Annotated in this window: 22 protein-coding genes; 15 read left to right on the top strand and 7 right to left on the bottom strand. The window is 69.4% G+C overall.

Features of this window, described 5'->3' with window-relative positions; all coding sequences use genetic code 11:
- Positions 1 to 296: 296 nt before the first annotated feature.
- Positions 297 to 3,956, top strand: a complete 3,660-nt coding sequence (locus ABZ016_RS28090) for a LamG-like jellyroll fold domain-containing protein (protein ID WP_356919479.1) — start codon at positions 297 to 299, stop codon at positions 3,954 to 3,956.
- Positions 3,957 to 4,059: 103 nt separating this feature from the next.
- Here ABZ016_RS28090 and ABZ016_RS28085 read toward each other — a convergent pair whose 3' ends face one another.
- Positions 4,060 to 4,563, bottom strand: a complete 504-nt coding sequence (locus ABZ016_RS28085; protein ID WP_356919478.1) for a flavin reductase family protein — start codon at positions 4,561 to 4,563, stop codon at positions 4,060 to 4,062.
- Between the two features lie 26 nt (positions 4,564 to 4,589).
- Positions 4,590 to 5,015: an ester cyclase gene (locus ABZ016_RS28080; RefSeq protein WP_356919477.1), complete on the bottom strand. Its 426-nt coding sequence runs from the start codon at positions 5,013 to 5,015 to the stop codon at positions 4,590 to 4,592.
- A 317-nt stretch (positions 5,016 to 5,332) separates the two neighbouring features.
- On the opposite strand from ABZ016_RS28080, the gene ABZ016_RS28075 reads away from it, so the two are divergent.
- Genes ABZ016_RS28075 through ABZ016_RS28045 form a run of 7 tightly spaced genes read left to right on the top strand, consistent with a single transcriptional unit; the run spans position 5,333 to position 11,452 of the window.
- The gene (locus tag ABZ016_RS28075; RefSeq protein ID WP_356919476.1) at positions 5,333 to 5,947 is read left to right on the top strand and encodes an amino acid synthesis family protein; all 615 of its coding nucleotides are present in this window, start codon (positions 5,333 to 5,335) and stop codon (positions 5,945 to 5,947) included.
- Positions 5,944 to 6,495, top strand: coding sequence for an amino acid synthesis family protein (locus tag ABZ016_RS28070; RefSeq protein WP_356919475.1), 552 nt, complete (start codon positions 5,944 to 5,946; stop codon positions 6,493 to 6,495). The genes ABZ016_RS28075 and ABZ016_RS28070 overlap by 4 nt, the downstream gene beginning before the upstream one ends.
- Positions 6,496 to 6,501: 6 nt before the next feature.
- Positions 6,502 to 7,233 carry an alpha/beta hydrolase gene (locus ABZ016_RS28065; RefSeq protein ID WP_356919474.1) on the top strand — a complete coding sequence of 244 codons (732 nt, stop codon included), beginning with the start codon at positions 6,502 to 6,504 and terminating at the stop codon, positions 7,231 to 7,233.
- Complete coding sequence (locus ABZ016_RS28060) at positions 7,226 to 8,713, top strand: aldehyde dehydrogenase (RefSeq protein ID WP_356919473.1); 1,488 nt, start codon at positions 7,226 to 7,228, stop codon at positions 8,711 to 8,713. Before ABZ016_RS28065 ends, ABZ016_RS28060 begins: the two co-directional genes overlap by 8 nt.
- A gap of 1 nt (position 8,714) precedes the next feature.
- Positions 8,715 to 8,933 (top strand): 2-hydroxymuconate tautomerase, encoded by a 219-nt coding sequence (locus ABZ016_RS28055; protein WP_356919472.1) that lies wholly within the window; start codon positions 8,715 to 8,717, stop codon positions 8,931 to 8,933.
- Positions 8,930 to 9,973, top strand: coding sequence for an LLM class flavin-dependent oxidoreductase (locus tag ABZ016_RS28050; RefSeq protein ID WP_356919471.1), 1,044 nt, complete (start codon positions 8,930 to 8,932; stop codon positions 9,971 to 9,973). Before ABZ016_RS28055 ends, ABZ016_RS28050 begins: the two co-directional genes overlap by 4 nt.
- 51 nt (positions 9,974 to 10,024) lie before the next feature.
- Positions 10,025 to 11,452 (top strand): cytosine permease, encoded by a 1,428-nt coding sequence (locus tag ABZ016_RS28045; protein ID WP_356919470.1) that lies wholly within the window; start codon positions 10,025 to 10,027, stop codon positions 11,450 to 11,452.
- On the opposite strand, the gene ABZ016_RS28040 is transcribed toward ABZ016_RS28045, so the two are convergent.
- Together ABZ016_RS28040 and ABZ016_RS28035 are read right to left on the bottom strand one after the other, a co-directional pair.
- Entirely contained in the window at positions 11,414 to 12,343 is a 930-nt protein-coding gene (locus ABZ016_RS28040) for an NAD-dependent protein deacetylase of SIR2 family (protein ID WP_356919469.1), read from the bottom strand. The two genes, ABZ016_RS28045 and ABZ016_RS28040, sit on opposite strands and share 39 nt — an antisense overlap.
- The gene (locus ABZ016_RS28035; protein WP_356919468.1) at positions 12,340 to 13,275 is read right to left on the bottom strand and encodes a protein-ADP-ribose hydrolase; all 936 of its coding nucleotides are present in this window, start codon (positions 13,273 to 13,275) and stop codon (positions 12,340 to 12,342) included. Before ABZ016_RS28035 ends, ABZ016_RS28040 begins: the two co-directional genes overlap by 4 nt.
- A gap of 329 nt (positions 13,276 to 13,604) precedes the next feature.
- On the opposite strand from ABZ016_RS28035, the gene ABZ016_RS28030 reads away from it, so the two are divergent.
- From ABZ016_RS28030 to ABZ016_RS28010, 5 genes are all read left to right on the top strand, one after another.
- Positions 13,605 to 14,297, top strand: a complete 693-nt coding sequence (locus tag ABZ016_RS28030; protein WP_356919467.1) for a FadR/GntR family transcriptional regulator — start codon at positions 13,605 to 13,607, stop codon at positions 14,295 to 14,297.
- A 96-nt stretch (positions 14,298 to 14,393) separates the two neighbouring features.
- The gene (locus ABZ016_RS28025; protein ID WP_356919466.1) at positions 14,394 to 15,476 is read left to right on the top strand and encodes a LacI family DNA-binding transcriptional regulator; all 1,083 of its coding nucleotides are present in this window, start codon (positions 14,394 to 14,396) and stop codon (positions 15,474 to 15,476) included.
- A gap of 175 nt (positions 15,477 to 15,651) precedes the next feature.
- Positions 15,652 to 16,959: an MFS transporter gene (locus ABZ016_RS28020; RefSeq protein ID WP_356919465.1), complete on the top strand. Its 1,308-nt coding sequence runs from the start codon at positions 15,652 to 15,654 to the stop codon at positions 16,957 to 16,959.
- Positions 16,956 to 19,763 (top strand): family 78 glycoside hydrolase catalytic domain, encoded by a 2,808-nt coding sequence (locus ABZ016_RS28015; protein WP_356919464.1) that lies wholly within the window; start codon positions 16,956 to 16,958, stop codon positions 19,761 to 19,763. Before ABZ016_RS28020 ends, ABZ016_RS28015 begins: the two co-directional genes overlap by 4 nt.
- A gap of 156 nt (positions 19,764 to 19,919) precedes the next feature.
- Positions 19,920 to 20,483 (top strand): CGNR zinc finger domain-containing protein, encoded by a 564-nt coding sequence (locus ABZ016_RS28010; RefSeq protein WP_356919463.1) that lies wholly within the window; start codon positions 19,920 to 19,922, stop codon positions 20,481 to 20,483.
- Between the two features lie 36 nt (positions 20,484 to 20,519).
- Here the strand turns inward: ABZ016_RS28010 and ABZ016_RS28005 are convergent, their stop codons facing one another.
- From ABZ016_RS28005 to ABZ016_RS27995, 3 genes are read right to left on the bottom strand one after another with little or no spacing between them, the layout of a single operon-like run.
- Positions 20,520 to 20,774, bottom strand: a complete 255-nt coding sequence (locus ABZ016_RS28005; RefSeq protein WP_356919462.1) for a hypothetical protein — start codon at positions 20,772 to 20,774, stop codon at positions 20,520 to 20,522.
- The gene (locus tag ABZ016_RS28000; protein ID WP_356919461.1) at positions 20,771 to 20,893 is read right to left on the bottom strand and encodes a hypothetical protein; all 123 of its coding nucleotides are present in this window, start codon (positions 20,891 to 20,893) and stop codon (positions 20,771 to 20,773) included. The genes ABZ016_RS28005 and ABZ016_RS28000 overlap by 4 nt, the downstream gene beginning before the upstream one ends.
- 31 nt (positions 20,894 to 20,924) lie before the next feature.
- Entirely contained in the window at positions 20,925 to 21,992 is a 1,068-nt protein-coding gene (locus tag ABZ016_RS27995; RefSeq protein WP_356919460.1) for an alpha/beta hydrolase, read from the bottom strand.
- Between the two features lie 513 nt (positions 21,993 to 22,505).
- Here ABZ016_RS27995 and ABZ016_RS27990 point away from each other — a divergent pair.
- Together ABZ016_RS27990 and ABZ016_RS27985 are read left to right on the top strand one after the other, a co-directional pair.
- On the top strand, positions 22,506 to 23,051 hold the full coding sequence (locus ABZ016_RS27990) for a peptidase inhibitor family I36 protein (RefSeq protein WP_356919459.1): 546 nt from the start codon (positions 22,506 to 22,508) through the stop codon (positions 23,049 to 23,051).
- Between the two features lie 52 nt (positions 23,052 to 23,103).
- Entirely contained in the window at positions 23,104 to 23,541 is a 438-nt protein-coding gene (locus ABZ016_RS27985; RefSeq protein ID WP_356919458.1) for a peptidase inhibitor family I36 protein, read from the top strand.
- The last annotated feature ends 81 nt before the right edge of the window (positions 23,542 to 23,622 follow it).

The following is a 23,622-nucleotide window of genomic DNA, read 5'->3' as shown; positions in this document are numbered from 1 at the left end:
GCGTGAAGTGAAGGTAGGAACTGCCCGAACGTCTGTCAACACCTCTGAAGGCGCTTTTGCACCTGCTTCGGCTCGGAGAGATCCTCGTGTCGGAGGGATTGCTGGCCGGGTTTCCCGGTGCTAGCTTCCCCGAACCGGTTCGACGAAGTGATCCTTCCGCGGCCGCGGGCCCGTGCCCGGCCCTCCCCCGTAGGCACAGGCCCCGTCTCCGGTCGACAAGCCGAGTCCCCTACGCCGTGCGTCACACGACATCGAACCGATTCGAGACAGCCACCCGAGGATTGAGGACGCAGTCCATGCCATCCGCTGACAGATCCGCCCGGCGCCGGGCCCCGGCCGCCATGACGCTGGCTCTCGGTGCGGGGCTGCTGGCCGCCCCGGCCGTTCCCGCGCAGGCGGCCGAGACGCCCCGGCCCACCGCCCACTACACCTTCGACCAGGACGACCTCGCCACCGGCAAGATCGCGGACAGTTCCGGCAACGGTCTGACGGCGACCCTGGTCAACGGTTCCACCGCCGAGTCCGTCGCGGGTACCGACGGCGGCAAGGCGTTGTCGCTGCCCGGCGGTGCGCCCGCCTCCGACGGCGCGTACGTCCGGCTCCCCCGCGAAGTCCTCGGCGACGCCGGCGACTTGACGGTCTCGGCCCGCGTGAAGTGGAGCGACGACAAGTCGGCCTGGCAGCGGATCTTCGATCTGGGCACCGACACCGGCAAGTACCTGTTCACGACGCCGTCCAACGGCGGAGTGCTGCGCACCGCCGTGACCACCGGCGGCGGAGGCGCGGAGGCACAGGTCTCCGGTTACGCGCCGCTGCCCGCCGACGGCTGGCGGACGGTGACGGTCACCCTCGACACCGCGAACCACCGGGTGACCACCTACCTCGACGGTGTCGCGGTCTCCTCCGCCGCGACCACCGTCAAGGCCAGGGACCTGCTGGCCGGTTCGGCCACGGCCGCCGGATACATCGGCAAGTCCTTCTACCAGGACCCGCTGCTCAAGGGCGCGATCGACGACTTCACGGTCTGGCACTCGGCGCTCACCGCCGAGCAGGTCGCCGGCACGGTCGGGACGCCGCCCACCCTCCAGCAGCTCTCGCGGACGTCGTTCGACGTCCGTACGACGACCGGCACCGCCCCCTCCCTGCCCGCCTCGGTGCGTTCCGCCTTCTCCGACGGCTACGACCGCGACACGCCGGTCACCTGGGACGCCGTACCGGCCGAGAAGTACGCCCGGCCGGGCACGTTCACCGTGGCCGGAACGGCGGCCGGACGAAACGTGAAGGCAACCGTCACCGTGGTCCGCGAGGGCGCTCTCACCGTCGACCTCGGCTCGGACACCGGTGCCTTCCACGGCGGCGCGTCCGGCACCCTCTACGGCGTGTACGGACCGGACGTCCCCACCAACAACCTCATCGAGGGGATGGGCCTGCGCACCGTCTCCACCAAGGCGCAGGACGGCCCGCAGCACCCCGGTGCCGACGCGCTGGACGTGGTGAAGCCGCTGGCCGACTCCACCGACGGTGATGTGTACATCTATATGACGGACATCCACCGCGGATTCCCGTACGAGTGGCCCGGCGACACCCCCGCGGAGAAGCTCGATCTCTACGAGAAGAAGCTCGCCGCGCAGGTCGACCAGGTTCTGAAGCTGCCGAAGCAGTACCAGGACAACATCGTCTTCGTGCCGTTCAACGAGCCCGAGGGCAACATGTTCGGCACCGGCCAGTGGAGCTACGACAAGGTCAGCTGGCTCACCGACCCCAAGGACTTCTTCGCCGCCTGGGACTCCGCCTACAAGCTCATCAAGGGCAGGATGCCGGACGCCCGCATCGCCGGGCCCAACACCAGTGTCCTGTACGACCAGGTGAAGGGCTTCCTCACGCACACCCTGGCCGCCGGCACGCTCCCCGACGTGATCACCTGGCACGAGCTCAGCCACCCGGAGGCGGTGCGCCAGAGCGTCGACAAGTACCGGGCGTGGGAGAAGGATCTGTTCAAGGGCACCGACCGCGAGGGCACCCGACTCCCCGTCAACATCAACGAGTACGCCTTCAACTACCACACCTCCGTGCCCGGTCAGATGATCCAGTGGGTGTCCGCGATCGAGGAGTCCAAGGTGGACGCCGACATCGCCTACTGGAACATCGACGGAAACCTCTCCGACTCCGCGGTGCAGTCCAACCGCGGCAACGGCCAGTGGTGGCTGATGCACTCGTACGCCTCGATGAGCGGGCACACCGTGAAGGTGACCCCGCCGTTCCCGGGCGAGAACTACACCATGCAGGGCGTGGCCACCCTCGACGTGACGAAGAAGCAGTCCCGGCTGGTCTTCGGCGGGTCCGCCGGCGAGGGGCACATCACCTTCGACAACGTCCCCCGGAAGGTCTTCGGGGACAGCGTCCACGCCTGGGTGCGGGAGATCGACTGGAGCGGGCAGGTCGGCGACAACTCCGGCCCGAAGCTCCTGACCGAGACGAACCTGAAGGTCGGTGACGACGGCAAGGTGATCGTCGACTTCGGCGACGGCACGCTGCCGAAGCTCAAGGAGTCCTCGGCGTACGAGATCGTCCTCAGCCCGGCCGGCAAGGCGAAGGGCACGCAGTCCGCGCCCGTGCGCTGGCAGGGCTCGTACGAGGCGGAGGACGCCGCGCACACGGGATCCGGCTACTCCAAGAACGGCCCGGAGGGCTCGACGAGCGACGTGTCGAAGTTCTACACCTCCGGCGGCTATGACGTCGGCGGGCTGCGTACCGGCTCGGATGTCACGCTCGACTTCACCGTGGACGTCCCCGAGGACGGCACGTACGACCTGAGTGTCTTCGCCAACTCCCTCAACACCTTCGACAAGGTGAAGGAACAGGGCCCGACCAACGTGTTCCTGCGCGTGGACGGCCAGGCGGACAGCGAGCAGGAGCTGTACATGCCGCTCGGCTACAAGTGGGTGGTGTGGGACCACACCGACGCCAAGGTGCACCTCACCAAGGGCAAGCACACCCTGACGCTGGCCGCGAAGAGCCTCGACGGCAAGCGCGTCACCAAGGGCGACACCATCGTCGACCGTCTCACCCTGTCCCTGCCGGACGCTGCGGCAGCCACCGCGGTCTACGAGGGCGAGCTGGCCTGGACGAGCGGCGGGGCGACCCCCGTCTACGACCTGCCGAAGCACACCCCGGCCCCCGCCACCGGCTCCGGCGCGGTCCGGGTCGCGAAGAACCAGAAGGCCACGTTCTGGGTCTACTCCCCCACCGACCGCGAGGCCACCCTCGACGTCGGCACCCTCGGCGGCGCGGACGCCCGGCTGTCCGTCAACGGGCACGACGTCCTGGAGGTGACCAAGTCCCGGCACAAGGTGGCCGTCTCCCTCTCGGGCGGCGTCAACAAGGTGACGGTAACCGGCCGTTCGGATGTGACGCTCGTCGACCGGCTGAAGGTCACACCCACCGACGGCACGCTCAAGACGCGTACGTACGAGGCGCAGGACGCCGAGCTGGCGGGCTCGGCGACGCTGACCTCGCTGCCCCTGGCGAGTGACGGTACGGCGATCACCGGAATCGGCGGTGATCCGGGCAACGGCAACACGGCGACGTTCACGGTCGGCGCGGACAAGGCCGGTCTGTACGCGCTGCGCATCCGCTACTCCAACCCGGAGCAGTCGGAGGCCACGCACTACAACCCGGACCCGCTGGCCCGCCACGCCGACATCACCGTCAACGGCGGCGGCGTGCAGCGCGTCGGCTTCCCGCACAGCTTCCACCAGAACAACTTCTGGGAGCTGACCGTCCCGGTCCGCCTCGAGAAGGGACAGAACACGATCTCGTTCCGTTCCGAGGAACTGCCGAACTTCGACGGCACCACCTACGCTTCGGACACCTTCCCGGGGGTGCTGCTCCGTTCCCGCTACGCACCGCTGATCGACCGGATCGCCGTCGCGCCCTACGCGCGGGAGGTGCGGTGACGTAACCCAGGTCCACAGCAGACGCCCGGATCCGTCACGGTTGACGGATCCGGGCGTCTGCTGTCACCGGCCGGTCCTCCATCCCCCCTCGCCGCCCACTGGCTCATCCCAGCGAGGCGAGCGCCCCACCGTCGAAGAACTTGCCGGCGCTGTAGACCATGGGCGGGTGTTCGGTCACCGCGGCGTGCACCACTCGGCAGACGAAGATCGTGTGCGTACTGGCGCGCAGCCGCTCGCGGATCCGCACTTCCATCTGGGCGCTGCTCCGGTCGAGCAGCGGGCTGCCGTTCGGGCCCCTCCCCCAGTCCAGCCCCTCGAACTTGTCGGCGGCTTTGCTCGCGAACCTGCCGACGACGTCGAGTTGTCCGGTGGAGAGGATGTTGATCGCGAGGTACTCGGCCCGGAACAGGCTGTCATGGGTGGACGAGGTGTGCTGAACACACACCATCACCGTGGGAGGGTCGAGCGAGATGCTGGAGAACGCGTTGACGGCCAGCCCTCGCGGTGTCTCTCCGTCCATCACGGTCACGACCGTGACCCCGGTGACGAACTGCCGGTTCACCTGCTTCATCACGTCGATGCCGGGGGTGGGGGCAAGCGCGGCCATGAGGGTGCTCCTTGTCATCTCGGTCGTCAGTCCTGTCCCACGCTGATGATGCCCAGCGCCACGAGCAGAGCCCGGGGATCCCATGTCACGTGCTCCTCGACGATCAGGTCCCCCTCGAAGCGGGCGAACGTGGCGCCGCTGATGTCGACGCGCCGCTTGGTGGCGGGGACACCGAGGAAGGAGTTCTCATGGGTCCCGCTGCTGTGCCAGCGAATCGCGGCCCTGTCGCCTTCGATCACGGTCTCGTCGATGGTGGTGGCCAGGTCCGGGAAGGCTGCTCGGGTGGAGACGATCGCCGCCTTGAAGGTGTCCAGGTTCTCCGGGTGCCGGTCCGTCCCGTGGCGCAGGTAGGCGGGGCTCAGCAACGCGTCGAGCGCGTCGACGTCACCGCGCCCCCAGGCCTCGGCCCATACCTTCTCGATGAGTTCTCGGCGGGCGTCGGGATGCACCATCTCTTTCCCTTCCACGACGACGGCTTTCCGGAGTGCGCGGTCGGTCGGGGCGAACGGGAGCGTTGTCTGCTCGACCGCTGGGTCCTGCCTTCCGGGCAGCACTGGCATACAAGAAGCAGTAAGGCACGCCACAGCAGGAGCGTCAAGGGGTGAGTGGTTCCGGATCGTGCCCGATTCCGTAGATCAGCAGATTGCAAAGTTCAAGGGCCGTTTGGCGACCGCAGTCCGCAGAATCCGGGAGGCACGAAGGCCGCTCCGATCCAACCCTTGACCGGTTTGCACATGCGTGCTTATCGTCCTGTGCCATGCAAGAGAGCTTGGAACACACTGACGCAAGCATCGGTCTCCGCAAGCTCGTGCTCTACCGTGACGTCGTCCTGACCGAGGCCGGCGAGGCCCCCGTACGGCCCGCGCACCGGGCCAGCGTCGCCGCCGTCATACGGAATCCATGGGCGGGATCCGGTCCCTCGGCCGATCTGTCCCCGGAACAGGCCCGTATCGCACCGGTACTCGCGAAGCTGCTGACCGACCGGCTCATCACGTCCCTGGGCGGCGCGGACGAGATCGAGTCCTTCGGCAAGGCCGCCGTCGTCGGCACCGCGGGCGAGATCGAGCACGCCGGGGCACTCATCCACACGCCGTACTTCGGCAACCTGGTGAGAGAGTTCCTCCGGGGCGAATCCGTCATCTGCTTCGCCGACACGCGTGCCGAGGCCGGAGAGTCGCTGATCATCCCCCTCTGGCACAAGACCCAGGCCGCGACACGCAGCCACTACCAGACCATCAGCGCCCGTGTGTCCGACGGGCCACGCGCGGACGAGATCGTCGTCATCGCGGCCGCCTCGACGGGGCCGCGCCCGCACCCCCGTATCGGGGACCGCATGACCGACCCCGTCGTCACCACCGAGACCCTGGAGGTCATCCCCTCATGAACGTGCGCAGGATCGTGACCGTCGTCGAGGAGATCCACGCGGAGGGCGGCCGTGAGCTGACCCGCCCGGCCCGGATCGCCGTCGTCGCGGCGGTGATCGAGAATCCCTGGGCCGGCCAGGGCTTCGTCGAGGATCTGAACCCCGGTATCGACGCGAACGCCTCCGACCTCGGCGCGCTGCTGGCCCCGGCGGTCCTCGACGCCCTCGGTGAACCCGCCGAGGCATACGGCAAGGCCGCAGTCGTCGGCCTGGACGGCGAGATCGAGCACGGTTCGGCGCTGATCCACACACTCAAGTTCGGCGATCACTTCCGCAAGGCGGCCCAAGCCACCACCCTGCTGCCCGCGGTCGAGAAGCGGGGCCCCGCCGGTGTGGGCTTCGACATCCCGCTGAAGCACATCACCGACGCCACGATCCGCTCGCACCACCAGAGCTTCGAGGTCCGCGTCAGCGACGCCCCGCACCCGAACGAGATCGTCATCGCTCTTGCCGCCGCCGCTCAGGGGCGCCCCCAGCAGCGCCTGGCGCCGCTCTCGACCGAACAGTAGGTGCCCATGAGCAAACCGACCGTGGTCCTGCTGCACGGCGTCGGCCTCGACCACACCATGTGGGAGCCCACCACCGCGCTCCTGGCCGATCGCTTCACCGTGATCGCCCCCGACCTGCCGGGGCACGGCACCCGCCCGCCGGTGAGTGACGAGGTGATGCTCGCAGACCTGGCCGACGGGGTGGCGGGTGAGATCCCGGCCGGCTCTCACCTGGTCGGATTCTCACTGGGGGCGCTGGTGGCCCAGTACCTGGCTCTGCACCGGCCCGAGCTGGCGGCGACCCTGACCTCGGTCTCCTCGGTGTGCCGGCGCACCGCCGAGGAGCGGACCGCCGTCCTCGCCCGGCTGCGCACCGCGGAGGCGGACTTCACGGCCGGCGCGGCCGCGAGCCTGAAGCGGTGGTACGACGGCACGGACGTCGACGCCGACCGGGTGGCCCGCACCGAGACCACGCTGCTCGCCAACGACGTCGAATCGTTCCTCGGCTGCTATCGCGTGTTCGCCTCGGCGGACGCGGAACTCGGGCCGCACCTGGGCCGCATCACCGTACCCGCACTGGCGGTGACGGGCGAGAACGATCCGGGCTCCACCCCCGAGATGACCCGTCGACTCGCGGCGGCACTCCCCGACTGCCGGGCGGTGATCGTGCCCGGCGCGCGTCACATGCTGCCCGTCGAGCGTCCCAGGGCGCTGGTCGACTCCCTCACCACCTTCCTCGGAGAGCGTGCTCATGTCTGACCTCACCACGTTGCAGCACTTCATCGGCGGGGCGCGCACGGAGCCCGCGTCGGGCGAGTACTTCGAGAGCACCAACCCGGCCACCCGCGAGGTCCTCTACCGCGCGGCGCGCGGCGACGCGACCGACATCGACCGGGCGGTCGCCGCCGCGCGGAGCGCCTTCGAGGTCCCGCGCTGGCGCGATCTCAGCCAGACGCGCCGAGGGCACCTGCTGCGCCGCCTCGGTGAGCTGATCGCAGAGAACGCCGAAGAGCTGGCCCGGATGGAGACGCTGGACAACGGCAAGCTGTTGCGCGAGATGCGGGGACAGCTGGCCGCCCTGCCCGAGTACTACCACTACTACGCCGGGCTCGCCGACAAGATCCACGGCGACTTCATCCCCACCTCCGACCGGCAGGTGCTGAACTACACGGCCCGCGAGCCGCTGGGCGTCGTAGGGGCCATCACTCCGTGGAACTCCCCGCTGACGCTGACCAGCAGCAAGCTGGCACCGGCCCTGTGCGCCGGCAACACCATCGTGATCAAGCCGTCCGAGTACACCTCGGCGACCGTCGTCAGGCTCGCCGAACTGGCCCTGGAGGCAGGTTTCCCACCGGGCGCGGTCAACGTCGTCACCGGATACGGGGCCGAAGCGGGACAGGCGCTGGTCGACCACCGCGACCTGGCGAAGATCTCCTTCACCGGGAGCACCGCCACCGGGGCACGGATCGCTGCGGCGACCGCGAGCCGGTTCATCGGCTCCACCCTCGAACTCGGCGGCAAGTCCCCCAACATCGTCTTCGAGGACGCGAACATCGCGAACGCGGCGATGGGCGTCGTGGCCGGCATCTTCGCAGCCGCCGGACAGACCTGCATCGCGGGCAGCCGCGTCTTCGCCCACCGGTCGGTCTACGACGAACTGCTGGAACGGGTCGCCGAGCGCGCCAGGACCATCCGGATCGGCGACCCCCTGGACGCGCGGACCGAGCTCGGGCCGCTGGCCTTCGCCGAACAGCGGGACAAGGTCGCCGGCTACGTCGACCTCGGGCGCCGCGAAGGCGCCCGGGTGCTGACCGGCGGGCAGCCGACCGACGGCGGGCTCGGCGGCTGGTTCTACGAGCCGACCGTCCTCGTGGACGTCGACAACGACATGCGCGTCGTCCGGGAGGAGATCTTCGGGCCCGTGCTCGCCGTCATGCCGTTCGACTCCGAGGAGGAGGCCGTCCGGCTGGCCAACGACACCGACTACGGGCTCGCGGCCGGCGTCTGGACGACCGGCCTCGCCCGGGCACACCGGATGGCGGCGCGCCTCGACGCCGGGACGATCTGGGTCAACACCTACCGGGCCATGTCCCCCATGTCGCCGCGGCAGGGCTTCAAGACCAGCGGCGTCGGGGTCGAGCACGGCACCGAGACCATCAAGGAGTACACGCGCCTGAAGAGCGTGTGGATCAACACCAGCGAAGAGCCGGTGGCCGACCCGTTCACCATGCGGAGCTGACATGCCACAGGTCTCCATCACCCTCGCCGAGGGCCGCACCCCCGAGCAGATCCGGGCCCTGCTGCGCGACGTGCACGCCGCGGTCCTGCGCACCACGAACACCCGGCCCGAACACATCCGTGTCGTCGTTCACGAGGTTCCCCGGTCGCACTGGGCGACCGGCGACGTCACCCTCACCGAGATGGACGCCACCGCGTCAGGCAAGGAGCCGCAGTCATGAGGTTTTCGTTGTTCGTCCACATGGAGCGCTGGGACGAGGAGGTCGGTCACCGCGAACTCTTCGAAAATCTCACCGAGTTGACGCTCATGGCCGAGGCCGGCGGCTTCGGCACCGTGTGGATCGGCGAGCACCACTCGATGGAGTACACGATCTCCCCGAGCCCCATCCCGCTCCTCTCCTACCTGGCCGCACAGACCTCGACGATCCGGCTCGGCGCCGGAACCATCGTCGCCCCGTTCTGGAACCCGATCCGCGCCGCCGGTGAGTGCGCCCTGCTGGACGTCATCAGCAACGGCCGGATGGAGGTGGGCATCGCCCGGGGCGCCTACCAGTTCGAGTTCGACCGGCTCGCGGGCGGGCTGTCGGCCCGTGACGGCGGCAAGCACCTGCGCGAGCTCGTGCCCGCCGTACGGGCGTTGTGGCAGGGCGACTACGCCCACGACGGTGAGATCTGGCAGTTCCCGACGTCGACCAGCGTGCCCAAGCCGGTGCAGCAGCCCACCCCGCCCATGTGGATCGCGGCCCGCGACCCCGACTCGCACGACTTCGCCGTCGCCCAGGGCTGCAACGTCATGGTCACCCCGCTGATGAAGGGGGACGAGGAAGTCGCCGCCCTGAAGGGGAAGTTCGACACGGCGGTGGCCAACCACCCCGAGGTGGAGCGGCCCGAACTGATGGTGCTGCGGCACACGCACGTCCACTCTTCCGACGAGCCCGACGGGTGGCGGCCGGCCGCGGAGGCGATCAACCGGTTCTACCGGACCTTCGACGCCTGGTTCGGCAACCGGACCACCCCTGAGAACGGCTTCCTCGACCCCAGCCCGGAGTCGAAGTTCGAGGACCGCCCGGAGTTCACACCGGAGTCGCTGCACAGGACGGCGATGCTCGGCACCCCCGCCGAAGTGATCGAACGGCTGCGCGCCTACGAGGAACTCGGCGTCGACGAGTACAGCTTCTGGATCGACACCAGCCTGCCGCACGAGGAGAAGCGCAAGTCGCTGGAGCTGTTCATCAAGGAAGTCGTACCGGCGTTCCGGTAGGCCGGCAGACCCTCGGCCCGCAGCCTTCTCTCCCCCTCCCCAGGAGCACCCATGACGCACGATGCTTCGGCGCCCCGGTACGGCAGTTCGGTCACGAAGATCGAGCCGTTCGGTGTCGACCACATCCCAGACAACGAGCGGCACGGCAAGCCCAGATCACAGTTCTTCGTCTGGTTCGCGGCCGGCCTGAACTTCCCGATCATCCTGCTCGGCTTCTCCGCGGCCTGGTTCGGACTGAGCTTCGCCGGCGCGGTCACCGCCATCGCGATCGGCGCCGCGCTGGGCTCGCTGCTGATGGCGATCATGTCGAGGATGGGGGTGCGGCTGGGGGTGCCGCAGCAGATCCAGGCCCGCGGCCCGCTCGGTTTCTTCGGCAACTTCCTGCCCGTCGCCTACATCAACGTCTTCGCCGGCGTCGGCTGGGCCGCCGTGACGGTCATCCTGGGCGGCAAGGCCTTCGCCGAACTGACCCACCTGCCGTTCTGGCTGTGCGCCGGGGCGCTGACCGCGATCCAGCTGGTCGTCGCGATCTACGGCTACAACATGATCAACTACCTGCAGCAGGTGCTGACCTATGTCCTCACGCCGCTCTTCCTGCTGATCACGGTGGTCGCGGTGGTCCGCGGCGGCAGCCTCTTCCATGCCGATGCGAAGGCGGCCGGCTACATCGGCTCCACCGGCGGCTGGATCACCTTCAGCGGCTGGTTCCTGTCCTTCCTGGTCGCCTGGGCCCCCTTCGCCTCCGACTACTCCCGCTACCTGCCCGACACCCCCGAAGTGGTCACCCGCACCGCCTGGTACACCGGCCTGGGCAACTTCGTCACGATCTGCTGGCTCGGCATCCTGGGCGTGGTCGTCGGCGGGAGCGCCACCAGCTCGGACACCATCACCGCCCTGCACCAGCTCGCCGGCCCCTTCGCCGTCCCCGCCCTCGTCGCCGTCGGACTGTCGGCCCTCGCCCAGAACTTCCTCAACGTCTACGGCGGCGCGATCTCCGTCCAGACCCTGAAGATCCCCGTCAGCCGCTCCCAGGCCGTCACCGTGATCTGCCTGCTCGCCTACGTCATCAGCCTGTGGGGTGCGTCGGGTACGGAGGACAAGTTCAAGGTGTTCCTCAATCTCACCGCCTATTTCATCGCCCCCTTCGCCACCGTGCTGCTGCTCGACTTCTACCTGGGCGGTCGCTCCGACCCCTCTCGCATCGCCGAGCTGTACGACCGGCGCCGGGTGCTGGACTGGGGCGTGGTCGCCTGGGCCGGAGGTGTCGCCGCCTCGGTGCCGTTCTGGCAGTCCGACTTCTACACCGGCCCCTTCTCCAAGGCCCACCCCGGCGCCGGCGACCTGAGCATGTTCGTCGCCGCCACCGCGGGCGCCGTCCTCTATCTGCTCACCTACCGCCTCAAGCCCCTGTGGGTACGCGACGGCGCAACCACGGCCGGGTCACCCGCCCCGAACCCGACTGTTCGTACGGGCTCCTGACGAGGCCTCGGCAGTGAGGTCGGGCGCCGGGTGCGGCACGGTGAGTACGTCGAGCAGGCGGTCCGCGCCGACGGGAACGGGCAGCGCACGGCCGCCGAGGTCGGCGGGGGTTTCGGGACGGTCCGGATTGACGCGGACGAGGCGTGCCGCGGGGAAGCGGCGGGTGAGGTGTTCGCCCGGCCATCGGATCACACCGGGGGTGTTGAATCCGGCGCCGAACTCCAGGATCAGCAGGCGGGTACCGGCCGGTGCCGTACTCAGCCAGTCCTGGAGGCGGCGGCCCGCGGGGCGGTACGGGGTGTCGACGAACTGAGGGCCTGTGCGGACGTTGATCTCGACCTCGCCTCCGCAGTTCGGGCACCGGGGCAGGGCCTCGGGGTCGGTCACGGCACCGGTGCCGGGGTCGTAGGCGGCGAGGAGCTGTGCGACGAGAGGGCGGCTGTCCCAGGTCGCGGGGGCGCAGGGGGTGCCGCACTGGTAACGGCCGTAGTCGCCCTGCGGGGTGAAGATCCGGTCGGGGGCGAAGCCACTCCGGGCGAAGAGGCCGTCCACGTTGGACGTCATCACCCAGTGATCCTTGCCGTCGACCAGTGCGCGCAGCCGCTGGTAAAGGGGGTTGGGCGCGGTGGAGAAGCGGATGTCGTCGATATGGACGGCCCAGTAGCCCCACAGCAGGGCGGGCGGCAGGGGTACACCGACCAGGTAGCGGGAGCGAAGGCCGTGGCGGTGCAGGGCGGGGAAGAGCTCCTGGAAGCGGACCTCGTCGCCGTAGTCGTACCCGGCCGCGGCGCTCAGGCCCGCCCCGGCGGTGATCAGGACGCGATCGGCGTCCGAGAGCCAGGTGCGTAGCGTGCCGACCGCGGCTGCCGGTTCGAAGGGGGGCTGGTTCATCGGGACGGGGATCCTCCGGTCAGTGCGTGGGCGTAGGCGGCGAGGTCGTCGTCCGCGTACACGTTGAAGATCACGCGGTCCAGGCGTCCGGGGTGGGTCTCGAGCCAGTCGGCCACGGTGTCCAGGGCGGTGCGGGCGGCGAGCTTCTTCGGGTAGCCGAAGACGCCGGTACTGATGCCGCAGAAAGCGACCGTGCGCAGGCCTTCGACTCTTGTGGCGAGGTCGAGACAAGCACGGTACGAGGCCGTCAGCGCCCTTGTGTGCGCCGGGCGCAGGGGACCGTCGACGACGGGGCCGACGGTGTGCAGGACGTAGCGGGCGGGCAGGTGGTAACCACGGGTGATCTTGGCTGTGCCGGTCGGTTCCGGGTGGCCCTGCAGGGTCATGATCCTGTGGCAGTCGGCGCGCAGGCGTGGGCCGGCCGCGGCGTGGATGGCGTTGTCGATGCACAGGTGCATCGGGACGAAGCAGCCGAGCAGGGCGCTGTTGGCGGCGTTCACTACGGCGTCGGCGCCGAGGGCGGTGATGTCGCCCTGCCAGAGGGCCGTGCGGTCGGCGGCCCGGTACGTGGTGCGGGGAAACATGTCGCGGATGGTGGGCTGCGAGGCGGCGTCGGTGGCGCCGCGCGCCAGGCGTTCGCCGGACAGCAACGCGTCCAGCACACGGGCGGCCCCGCCGGGCAGTGGGCGGGCTTCCCGGACGGTCAGCACAGCGCGCAGCAGCCGCCGGGCGGCGGCATCGTCGATCCCGTCCGCCGCGCCGGGGCGCAGCCCGGTCCGCACCGCCACCGGGTCGTCGCTCAGCAGGCCGAGCGCCTCGCGGACCAGGTCGGCGGACCGCCAGCCCGGATCATGGCCGAGGGCGGGCCGGAACGGCTCGTCCAAGGCGACGGCGGCGCGATAGGAGGCGATCGGCAGCGCGGTCGCGTTCACGGTTGTCCTCCGGGCGGTGGGGCACGTGGCGGGTCGTAGGTCGCTCGGCGAGTCCCGGCCCCTGTCGCCACGGTGTCGGAGTCGAGCACGGTCGTGACCCGCGCATTCACGTTATGGGCGAGGCATGGGTCGAATCGGATACGTCGGCGACCTGCGATGGTCGAAATGCGACACGATGCCGGTCGCGGGATGCCGGAGGCACTCCCCATCACGCACCCCAGTATCATCAACGTCACTCTCGGTGTGCGGAATCCGGAACCGGCCGCACGGAACGTCGAACTGATCAGGCCGGATGTGCCCGAGGAGTACACGCCTGGAGGGGGTTCGCAGTGTCCCTTACGGACAAGGCCATAGAACAGATCCGTGAGCTGATCCGGACCGGCGCCCTCCCGCCTGGCTCGAAGCTGCCGCCGGAACCGGAACTGGCGGCCCAGCTGGGGCTGTCCCGCAACCTGGCGCGGGAGGCGGTGAAGGCACTGGCCGTCGCCCGGGTGCTGGAGGTCAGACGAGGTGACGGCACCTACGTCACCAGCCTCCAGCCGAGCCTCCTGTTCGGAAACCTCGGCGGTGCGGTGGAACTCCTCCAGGGCGACTCAGGAGCACTGCTCGACCTGATGGAGGTGCGGCGGCTGCTCGAACCCGCGGCCACCGCGCTGGCCGCCACCCGCATCTCCGACGAACAACTGACCCAGGTGAGGAAGCACCTCGACGCCATGCGTGCGGCCCGCGACGACGTCGAGGCGCTGAACGCCCACGACGCGGCCTTCCATCACGCCGTCGTCTCGGCCACGGGCAACGAGTCCCTGCTGACCCTTCTGGAGGGTGTCTCGGGCCGTACTCTGCGCGCCCGTATCTGGCGCGGTCTGGTCGACAGCCGGGTAGCGGGCCGGACGATCGAGGAGCACGAGGCGATCTTCGCGGCACTTTCGGCCAGGGACCCCGCGCTGAGCCAGGCGGCCGCCCTGCTGCACGTCAGCAATACCGAGCGGTGGCTCAGGGAGCACCTCGAGTCAGCGGCATGATCGCCAAGGGGAACCCGACCGCGCCGAAGCCCGGGCCGACCAGCCCGTCGACCGGTACATGCCGACGGGGCCGAAGTCGCCAGGACTACCATGGTCATGCCGCTGAGCTGCGGTGCGAGGTGCGGGACACGTCTGGGAGGACTCCTGAACAAGGTCACCATCAGGGATGTCGCCGAGCTCGCCCGGGTCTCCCAGTCGTCCGTGTCGAACTACTTCCACAAGCCGCACAAGCTCTCCGAGGCCACCCGGGAGCGGATCCGGCAGGCGGTGGACGCACTGGGGTTCGTTCCCAATGACGCGGCCCGCATGCTGCGCACCGGGGTCAGCCCCGTGGTCGGTTATCTCGCGTTCGAACTCGCCAGTGCCACGACTCCCGAGATCGCCGCGGCGATCGAGCAGCGTGTGTCCGCGCGCGGTATGTACCTGCTGATGGCCAACGACACCGGCTCCCGTCAGCGCGAACGGGAGTACTTGCAGCTCTTTGAACAGCAACGGGTCGGGGGCATCATCATCTCGCCCGTGGGCGATGTCGAGCCGGAGCTCGACCGGCTGCGCCGACGCGGCATCGCCAGTGTGCTCAGCGCACGACGCGCGGTCTCCCCCGGGCAGGCCTCGGTCTCGACGGACCATGTCGCCGGAAGCCGTCTGGCGGTCCGGCACCTGATCGAACTGGGCCGGCGAAAGATCGGCTTCGTCGCGTCCTCACTGGACCTGCAGCAGGTCGCCGATCGGCAGCGCGGTGCCCTGTCCGTGATCGAGACCGTGCCCGACGCGAGTCTGGAGATCATCTCCGTTCCGGAGCGGTCGGTGCAGGCGGGCATCGCCTGCGCCGACCGGCTCGCGGCGCGCGACCCCGCGGACCGTCCCGACGCCCTCTTCTGCGCCAACGACCTGCTGGCCATCGGCGTCATCCAGTCCTTCGTGGCCGGTGGACGGGTGCGCATACCGCAGGACATCGCCGTGGTGGGCTACGACGACATCGAGTTCGCGCAGTCGACGGTCGTGCCCCTGACCTCGGTGCGCACACCGCACGCCCGGCTGGGCGCCGCCGCCGCCGACCTGCTGATCGACGAGATCGCCGCGCTGCGCGAACCGGGCAAGGCGGGTGCGGAACGCAGGGTGCCGCAGATCGAGTTCTCACCCGAGCTCGTGGTGCGCGCCTCCACCACCGGCGCCTGAACACCGGACTCCCCCGGTCGTGCCGTCCGATCCGGGGCGACTGGTAAATCGTTTCACTATTTTACTGCTCGCCCTCTTGACCGCCGCTTGCAGCTTCATGCCTCATGTACGGAACCCAGGTAAAACGTATTACCTAGAGGGCAGGGAACTGCCTCCGTGCAGAATGGAGCACCTCATGGCGCAGACGAAAGCACCGCCACCGCAGCTCGACCGCAGACACTGGATGCTGGCCGTGGCGGCGGGCATGGCGTCGTTCCTGGACTCCGGCGCCATCATCTCCGTCGGTCTGGGACTCGCCCTGTGGCAGGACAGCTTCGGACTCGACGTCTGGACGGTCGGTCTTCTGGGGTCGGCGCTGACGCTGTTCATCGCCGTGGGGGCGCTGACCGGAGGACGGCTGGCCGACCTCTTCGGCCGCGGCCGGGTCTTCTCCCTGACGATCCTGCTCTACGCGGCGGCCGCGCTCGCCGTGACGTTCGCACCGAGCGCCGGAGTGCTCGTCGTCGGTGTCATCGTGATCGGTGTCGCCGCCGGAGCGGATCTGCCGACCTCCATCGCCGTGCTCTCCGAGCGCGCACCGGCCGGGGCCGGGGGCAGGCTCGTCGCCTTCACCCACGTGATGTGGACCGCCGGCGTGGTCTTCGCGACCTCCCTGGGCTTCGCCGTCTCCACGCTCGGCACCCTCGGCATCCGGCTGATCTTCGCCACCCTCGCGCTCCTCGCCGTCGCGACCTTCGCCTTCCGCGCGTTCTACCCGCCGTTCCGGCAGTTGGAGTCCGAAGCCGACGCGCGGCACACCGCCGAGGGGGTCGACCCCTTCCGCGCGATGCCCCTGCGCACCCTGTTCCGCGACCGCGGCCTGGCCGCCATGATGCTGCTGACCGCGCTCTTCTACCTCTTCTTCACCCTGGTCGCCAACACCTTCGGCTCGTTCAAGACCTACTTCCTGGTCACGGTCGGCGGCAGCTCCCAGACCTTCGCGACCGCACTGTCCTTCGTCACCACCCTCATCGGCCTGGCCGGCACGATCGTCTTCACCCGCATCGCCGACACCAGGTGGCGTAGCCGATTCTTCGCTGCGGGCGTCGTGATCTTCACGTCGTGCCAGCTCCTCATCGCGGTCACCGGCGGTGTCGTCCTGCCCGTCATGATCGTCGCGCTCGTGCTGTACAACATCGGCTTCCCCTTCGTCGGCGAGGCGCTGTACAAGATCTGGACCCAGGAGTCGTTCCCGGTGAACGCGCGGGCCACGGTGCAAGGGGCGACCATGGCTGTCGCCCGCCTCGTCGCGTCGGGGTTCGCTCTCGTGACCCCGGCACTGATCGAATGGAGCCCGTCGGGCCTGTACGTCCTGCTGACCGTCTTCGCCATCGTCTCCGGCGCGATCGGCATGCTGATCATCCGGCGAGTCCAGCGGCCACCGGCCGAGGCATCGGCAACGACCGATGCCCTGACCGCCACCGCCGCCGGAGACGCCCGATGACCCATGCCGACCAGGTGCACGCCGACGCTCCGCGTATCGGCCACAGCGACGAGCCGTTCATCCCCGCCTCCCGCCCCCCGCTGTCCTGGAAGACCACGACGGAACTGCACTCGTGGACACAGGCCGCCGCCGACATCACGGTCACCCGCGACGGCAGGACCGCCACGGCACGGGTCGACGGACCCCAGTCCGTGCTGGTCGACTGGCCCTTCGAACCACTCCAGCCGCTCGAGACGGTCCTCGTCCGCGTGCGGGTGCACGGCAAGGACGGTTCCGTCTCCGCGTGGAGTGCGAGTTCCGAGGCGACCGCCGGATTCCTGGCCCCCGATCAGTGGCGCGCACACTTCATCGGCTCAGGATCCGACGAGCCGCATCTTCTGCGCACCACCTTCGACGTGGCCCGCCCGGTCCGTCGCGCCCTGCTGCACTCCACCGCGTTCGGCGCCTACGACCTCCTCGTCAACGGCGCGCCGGCCGACGACGCCGAGCTCAAGCCCGGCTGGAGCAGTTACCAATGGCGCGTCGATCTCGATGTCGCCGACGTCACCGAGCTGCTCCGCCCCGGCCGCAACGCGCTCGGCATCACTGTGACCGGCGGCTGGTACACCGAGCGTTTCGGGTTCCGCGACGCCGCCGCGCGCTTCTACGAAGGGCCGCCGGCCGCCGCCGCACAGCTCACGCTCGAGTACGAGGACGGCAGCGTGGACACGGTGATCACCGACGAACGGTGGCGCTGGACACGGGCTCCGGTCGTGTCGGCCAGTCTGTACCAGGGCGAGACCTACGATGCCCGCCTGGCCGCCCCCGGTTGGTCCGGCCCGTCCTTCGACGACTCGCGCTGGAGTCCCGTTCGACGGCCCGGTGTGCCCGAGGCGACGCCGACGCCCCGCTCGGCACCACCGGTTCGGGTGACGGAGCATCGCTCGGTCGAACGTGTCCTGACCTCACCGAGCGGCAGGACCATCCTCGACTTCGGCCAGAACCTCGTCGGCCGGGTCCGGATCCAGGTCACGGGGGAGGCAGGCCACACCGTCACCCTGCGCCACGCCGAAGTCCTCGAGCACGGAGAACTCGGAACCCGGCCCCTGCGCAACGCCGCCGCCACCGACCGGTACATCATGAGCGGCGACGGGGAGGAGGTCTGGGAACCGAAGTGGACCTTCCACGGATTCCGCTACGTCGAAGTCGACAACTGGCCGGGCCCGTTCGCACCCGAACACGTGACGGCGGCCGTGCTGCACACCGACATGGCCCGGACCGGCGACTTCACCACCTCCCACCCGCTGCTGCAACGCTTCCACGACAACGTCGTATGGGGCATGCGCGGCAACTTCCTCTCCATCCCGACCGACTGCCCACAACGCGACGAACGCCTCGGCTGGACCGGGGACATGCAGATCTTCGCCCCGGCCGCCGCCTTCCTCTACGACTGTGACGCCTTCCTCCGGTCCTGGCTGGAGGACGTCAGGCTCGAACAGCGTGTCGCGGACGGGGTCGTGCCGATGGTCGTGCCGGCGGTGATCCCGCAAGTACCCGGCCTCCTCGAACCGGTTGCAGCCTGGGGAGACGCCATCACCGTGGTGCCGGCCGTGTTGTGGGAGCGCTTCGCGGACCACCAGACGCTCAGGGACTGTTACGCGTCCATGGCGGCCTGGGTGGACGTGGTGCGCGACCGGGCGGGCGGTTCCCTGCTGTGGGAGGAAGGGCTGCAGTTCGGCGACTGGCTCGACCCCGACGCGCCGCCCGAGCGGCCCGGTGACGCCAAGACCGACGCCGGCATCGTGGCCACCGCCTACTTCCACCGTTCGGCACTGCTGACCGCCCGGACCGCCGCTCTCCTCGGGCTCGAAGCCGACGCCCGCCACTACGGCGACCTCGCCGAGCGGATCGCCGAGGCCTTCCGCGGCGCCTACGTCACGCCGCACGGGCGCATGATGTCCGACTCCCCCACCGCGTACGCGCTGGCGATCGTCTTCGATCTGGTCCGCGACGACCGACGGCAAGCCCTGGGCGACCGCCTGCGCGACGTGGTCCGCGCCGCCGGCTACCGGATCGCGACCGGCTTCGTCGGGACTCCGATCATCTGCGAGGCCCTGACGAGGACGGGGCACGCCACCGCCGCGTCCCGTCTGCTGACCCAGACGGAATGCCCTTCCTGGTTGTATCCCGTCACGATGGGTGCGACCACGGTGTGGGAACGCTGGGACTCCATGCTGGAGGACGGCTCGATCAACCCGGGCCAGATGACGTCCTTCAACCACTACGCCCTGGGTGCCGTCGCCGACTGGCTGCACCGCGACGTCGCCGGACTCGCACCGCTGGAACCGGCGTACCGGGTCATCCGCATCGCACCGACCCTGCTCGACGACCTGGACGACGCCTCGGTCCGGCACGAGACACCGTACGGACGCGCGGAGGCGGGATGGCGGCGCGACGGCGACGAGGTGTCCTTCCACGCCCGGGTCCCGCCGAACACGCGGGCCGTGGTGGAGCTGCCTTCCGGAGCGCGCCATGCAGTGGGCAGTGGTACGTACACCTGGGTGGAGCGCCACCCCCGGCCGTCGTCACAGCGCGGTCGGCTGACTCTCGGCAGCGGCCTGGACACCGTCATCGACGACCGGGCGGCGTACCAGGCCGTGCTGGACGCCATCCGCGGGATCGACGAGCGGCGCGCGGAGGCGTTCCGCCGCACGACGCGGTGGTGGCGCGGCCGGGAACTGCGCGAACCTCTGGACAAGGCACCGTTGCCCGTCCTCGCGGCGGTGGAGCAGGCTCTCGCCGACCTTCCGGCCCACGACCGGTGATCGGAACGAGGTCACCGCAGTACTGCGGTGACCTCGTCGCCGACCGTACCCACGAACCACCTTTTCGCCGCGTGTGTGTCCCCGAAGGGGCCCCGCGGAGGGCAGGGATGATGACGAGCCTTGCATCCCGTCATAGTCACCTGTCAAGATGGTGATGTGAATCTTGACCATGTCTTCGTGTGCGGGCACCCCGCGCTCGACTTCGCAGCGACGTTGCGCGCCCGGCGTTCGACCCGGTTCGAAATGTTCGTCACGCCGGACCGGCTCAACGCCTGGTATCTGGAGTCCGGACTCGTGGACACGATCACGCCCGGCGGGGAGGACGACGTACGGGATGCGATCGCGGTACGCGAGGCCGTGTACCGCCTGTTGACCGATCGACGTCTCGGCGAGGACTTCGACCGGCAGGCGCTCGGGGTGCTCAATGCCGCCGCGCGCCAGGTCCCGGCGCCCCCTCAGCTCACTCAGGCGGGCCGGCACACAGACGCGACCCCCGCGCAGGCCCTGGCCACCGTCGCCCGGCAGGCCGTCGAACTGCTCAGCGGCCCGGACGTCGTCCTCCTCAAGGAGTGCGGCAACCCGGAGTGCACGCGCGTCTATGTCGACCGCTCCCGTGGGATGCGGCGTCAGTGGTGCGGCATGGAGTCGTGCGGCAACAAGATCAAGGCAGCGGCCTATCGCGCCCGCAAGAGGACGGCACCGGTCGCGACCGGGCACTGAGCCCGGCCACCACCGGTGACGAAGCCCGCCGGCCGCCTACAGCCCCGGGTCGAGGGCGAGGCAGGAGAAGTACTTCCACGAGCCCTCGGGGTTGTACGGGGCGGCCCCGCGCGGCCCGCCGTCGGTCTCCGCGCTCATGTCCTCGGGGCGGACGCGCTCGGGAAGCCTGCCGAAGCGCTTCTGACGCCCCGCGGCCGCGGCGGCTTCGGCGGCGGCGTGCTCCCGAGCGGTGTCAGTGTCGGTGCCCGTGGCAGTGCCCGCAGCGGCGTGCGCGGCGCGTTCCCTGTTCATGCCCGTACTCCCCTTCGTCGGTCGTCGAACGAGGCCCCGGCGGCGGCCACCGCGCGGTCCCCGTCCGCCGGTTGCGCCTGAGCGGCCCGGCCGATCAGCGAACGGTCGTGGACGATCATGTCTGCACTCCTCCTCCGGGGCGGCGCGCGCTCACAGACGGTCGGCGTCGATGACGGCCTGCGCGAAGGTGGCCGGCGCCTCTTGCGGCAGGTTGTGGCCGATGTCGGCGATGGTGCGATGCTCGTACGGGCCGGTGAAGTGATGGCGGTAGCCGGAGCCGTCACCGGGCGGGGTGAAGGGATCGAGGGCGGGGTCGAGGGCGATCGTGGGGACCCGGACGGGCGGCTGGGCTGCGAGCCGCTCCTCGTAACGGCTGTATCGGCGGTCGCCTTCGGCCAAGCCGATGCGCCACCGGTAGTTGTGGAGCACGATGGCCGCGTAGTCCGGGTTCTTGAAGGCCTCGGCGGTGCGCTCGAAGGTGGCGCCATCGAAGTCCCAGCCGGGCGAGACGAGGGTCCACACGTAACGGCACAGCGCGATGCGTTCGTCGACGTTCTCCATGGCCTGCTTGCCGCGCTCGGTGGCGAAGTACCACTGGTACCACCATGTGCGCTCGACGGCCGGGGCGGCGGGTCTCTGCTGGGCCTTGCGGTCGGTGATGAGGTAACCGCCGGTCGAGACGAGCGCCTTGACCCGATCGGGCCACAGGGCGGCGATGATGTCGGCGGTCCGTGAACCCCAGTCGAACCCGGCGAGCACCGCCCTGTCGATCTTGAGGGCGTCCATCAGGGCGACGATGTCGAGCGCCACGGCGGACTGTTCGGCGGTCCGGGGCGTACGGCGGGACAGGAACCGGGTGCCACCGTGGCCACGCAGATACGGGACGATCACGCGGTACCCCTGGCCGGCGAGGAGCGGGGCGACGTCGGCATAGCTGTGGATGTCGTAGGGCCAGCCGTGCAGGCACAGGACGACCGGGCCGTGCACGGGCCCCGCCTCGGCGTAGGCGACGTCGAGGACGCCGGCCTTGACCCGCTTGAACGTGCCGAAGGTGGTCAGCGGGCCGGACGTGCCGCCCGGGAGGGGCCCGCCCGCCGCGCCGGATGTGCCGGATGCGGCCCCCTTGGCGGAGGCGGTGGACCGCAGGCCGGTCAGGGAGACCGCGGCGGCGCCGGTTCCCAGCCCCACGGCCTTGCCGAGCGTACGTCTGTTGATCATGACCAACCCCTCCGTCGCGCACTTCCGGTGACCGGCTCGCGGGCCGGCCGACGACAGGGCGACCTTCACACATGACTCGTCACCTGTCAAACCGGTGACGCACGTAATCGCGACCGCGGCGCATGGAAGACACCCCCCTGGGCCGTCGCCACGCCACCACCCAAGACCGCAACATCTCGAACGACCGGGCGACCTCGGCATAATGCTCCGTCACGCGCGACGAAGCGTGCCACCCATGACCCCCACGACGGGCCATGAATGAAGACGAAGCATGGCTGCATCACCGGTCAGGGGTGATCTTCGAAGACTTAATGTCCGCGGTCCGACCCGGACCCCGAACCGGACTCCCTTGCGGCGCAGCACTGTTGCCGTTTTCGAACCTCCTTGCCGTCACCATCTTGACCAGTGACGCGCAGCTTGCCATGCTGACGTCACCACCTCACCCGGTGACGCCCTGTGGGTGTACCAGCCTGAGCCCCATCGAGCCGTCACCTCACATGGGGAGCACTGGTCATGGCAGTCACCCACACCGCGCATGCGGTGTCGCCGCCTGACCCACCGCAGATCAATCCGATGCGCCGATATGAGTCGGCTGAGAAAACGAAGGAGACGGTAGTGAACGTACACAGGACAGCGTTGAGGCTCGCCGTGGGCGCCGCCGCACTGGCCGGGGCCATCGCCGCCACGACGACGAGCGCGAGCGCTTATGTCCTCACCGACATTCAGACAGGAGCCGGCAAGTGCCCGGCGAACTGGGTGTGCTTGTGGAGCGAGAACGATTTCGTCAGGGGAAATCCGGCGGACGGGTACGACTACGGGGCGGTGGGTTCGGACGCGGATGTCTCCGACATGGGGAAGTTCTACTTCGAGAGCAAGTACTGGCGCTGGAAGGGGATGCAGGATTCCGCCTCGTCGGTCGTGAACAACACCGGACGGAGCGTCTGTTTCTACGAGCACAACGGATATGCCGGCGCGCAATTCAGGATCGGCCCGTGGGAGAAGTGGGCCTCCGTCCCGTCGTGGATCAACGACAAGATCAGCTCCTTCAAGTTCTGCTGATCCGCCACCACATCGGAAACGACCAGTCAGCATTCGGCAGAAAGAGAACACGATGAAGTCGACCGCGAAGATGGCCAGGTCAGGGCTGTGTGCTGCGGCCGTCACCGGGTTGATCATGACCACGGCGACCTCCGCCGGCGCCACCACCGTCTTCGACATCGGCCACGGGGCCGGCTCATGCCCCGACGGCTACGTCTGCCTGTGGTCGGAAGGGAACTTCGTCCAGGGGAAGTTCACCTATGACCGCAAGTTCGGTTCCATGGCGTCGAATCAGAACGTCGGCGACATGGGGAAGCTGGCCCGCACCCCCACCGGCGACAAGGGAATGCAGGACGTCGCCACGGCGGTGCTGAACAACACGGGCAGCAGCGTCTGCTTCTACGAGAACAACTGGTACGGCGGCCTGGAATTCAGGATCGGCCCCTGGGAGCACTGGCCCTCCGTCCCGTCATGGATCAACGACAAGATCAGCTCCTTCAAGTACTGCTGACCACTCCCCCAGAGCTGAACGGACGGTAATGAAATTGCCCAGGAAAGTGGCGAAACTCGGACTGTGTGCCGCAGCCGTCAC

The organism is Streptomyces sp. NPDC006372 (genome assembly GCF_040612515.1).
Lineage (GTDB): Bacteria > Actinomycetota > Actinomycetes > Streptomycetales > Streptomycetaceae > Streptomyces.
Note: the sequence above shows the minus strand (reverse complement) of the source record. Positions and strands in the feature narration are given on the sequence as shown.

What these genes read in the sequence shown, in the direction of transcription:
- ABZ016_RS28050 (WP_356919471.1), top strand. Translation starts at nt 8,930, where the DNA reads ATGAGGTTTTCGTTGTTCGTCCACATGGAGCGCTGGGACGAGGAGGTC.
- ABZ016_RS28025 (WP_356919466.1), top strand. Translation starts at nt 14,394, where the DNA reads ATGCCGCTGAGCTGCGGTGCGAGGTGCGGGACACGTCTGGGAGGACTC.
- ABZ016_RS27995 (WP_356919460.1), bottom strand. Translation starts at nt 21,992, where the DNA reads ATGATCAACAGACGTACGCTCGGCAAGGCCGTGGGGCTGGGAACCGGC.
- ABZ016_RS28085 (WP_356919478.1), bottom strand. Translation starts at nt 4,563, where the DNA reads ATGGCCGCGCTTGCCCCCACCCCCGGCATCGACGTGATGAAGCAGGTG.
- ABZ016_RS28045 (WP_356919470.1), top strand. Translation starts at nt 10,025, where the DNA reads ATGACGCACGATGCTTCGGCGCCCCGGTACGGCAGTTCGGTCACGAAG.
- ABZ016_RS28005 (WP_356919462.1), bottom strand. Translation starts at nt 20,774, where the DNA reads ATGAACAGGGAACGCGCCGCGCACGCCGCTGCGGGCACTGCCACGGGC.
- ABZ016_RS28000 (WP_356919461.1), bottom strand. Translation starts at nt 20,893, where the DNA reads ATGATCGTCCACGACCGTTCGCTGATCGGCCGGGCCGCTCAGGCGCAA.
- ABZ016_RS28065 (WP_356919474.1), top strand. Translation starts at nt 6,502, where the DNA reads ATGAGCAAACCGACCGTGGTCCTGCTGCACGGCGTCGGCCTCGACCAC.
- ABZ016_RS28090 (WP_356919479.1), top strand. Translation starts at nt 297, where the DNA reads ATGCCATCCGCTGACAGATCCGCCCGGCGCCGGGCCCCGGCCGCCATG.
- ABZ016_RS28060 (WP_356919473.1), top strand. Translation starts at nt 7,226, where the DNA reads ATGTCTGACCTCACCACGTTGCAGCACTTCATCGGCGGGGCGCGCACG.
- ABZ016_RS28040 (WP_356919469.1), bottom strand. Translation starts at nt 12,343, where the DNA reads ATGAACCAGCCCCCCTTCGAACCGGCAGCCGCGGTCGGCACGCTACGC.
- ABZ016_RS28080 (WP_356919477.1), bottom strand. Translation starts at nt 5,015, where the DNA reads ATGGTGCATCCCGACGCCCGCCGAGAACTCATCGAGAAGGTATGGGCC.
- ABZ016_RS28020 (WP_356919465.1), top strand. Translation starts at nt 15,652, where the DNA reads ATGGCGCAGACGAAAGCACCGCCACCGCAGCTCGACCGCAGACACTGG.
- ABZ016_RS27985 (WP_356919458.1), top strand. Translation starts at nt 23,104, where the DNA reads ATGAAGTCGACCGCGAAGATGGCCAGGTCAGGGCTGTGTGCTGCGGCC.
- ABZ016_RS28070 (WP_356919475.1), top strand. Translation starts at nt 5,944, where the DNA reads ATGAACGTGCGCAGGATCGTGACCGTCGTCGAGGAGATCCACGCGGAG.
- ABZ016_RS27990 (WP_356919459.1), top strand. Translation starts at nt 22,506, where the DNA reads ATGGCAGTCACCCACACCGCGCATGCGGTGTCGCCGCCTGACCCACCG.
- ABZ016_RS28055 (WP_356919472.1), top strand. Translation starts at nt 8,715, where the DNA reads ATGCCACAGGTCTCCATCACCCTCGCCGAGGGCCGCACCCCCGAGCAG.
- ABZ016_RS28015 (WP_356919464.1), top strand. Translation starts at nt 16,956, where the DNA reads ATGACCCATGCCGACCAGGTGCACGCCGACGCTCCGCGTATCGGCCAC.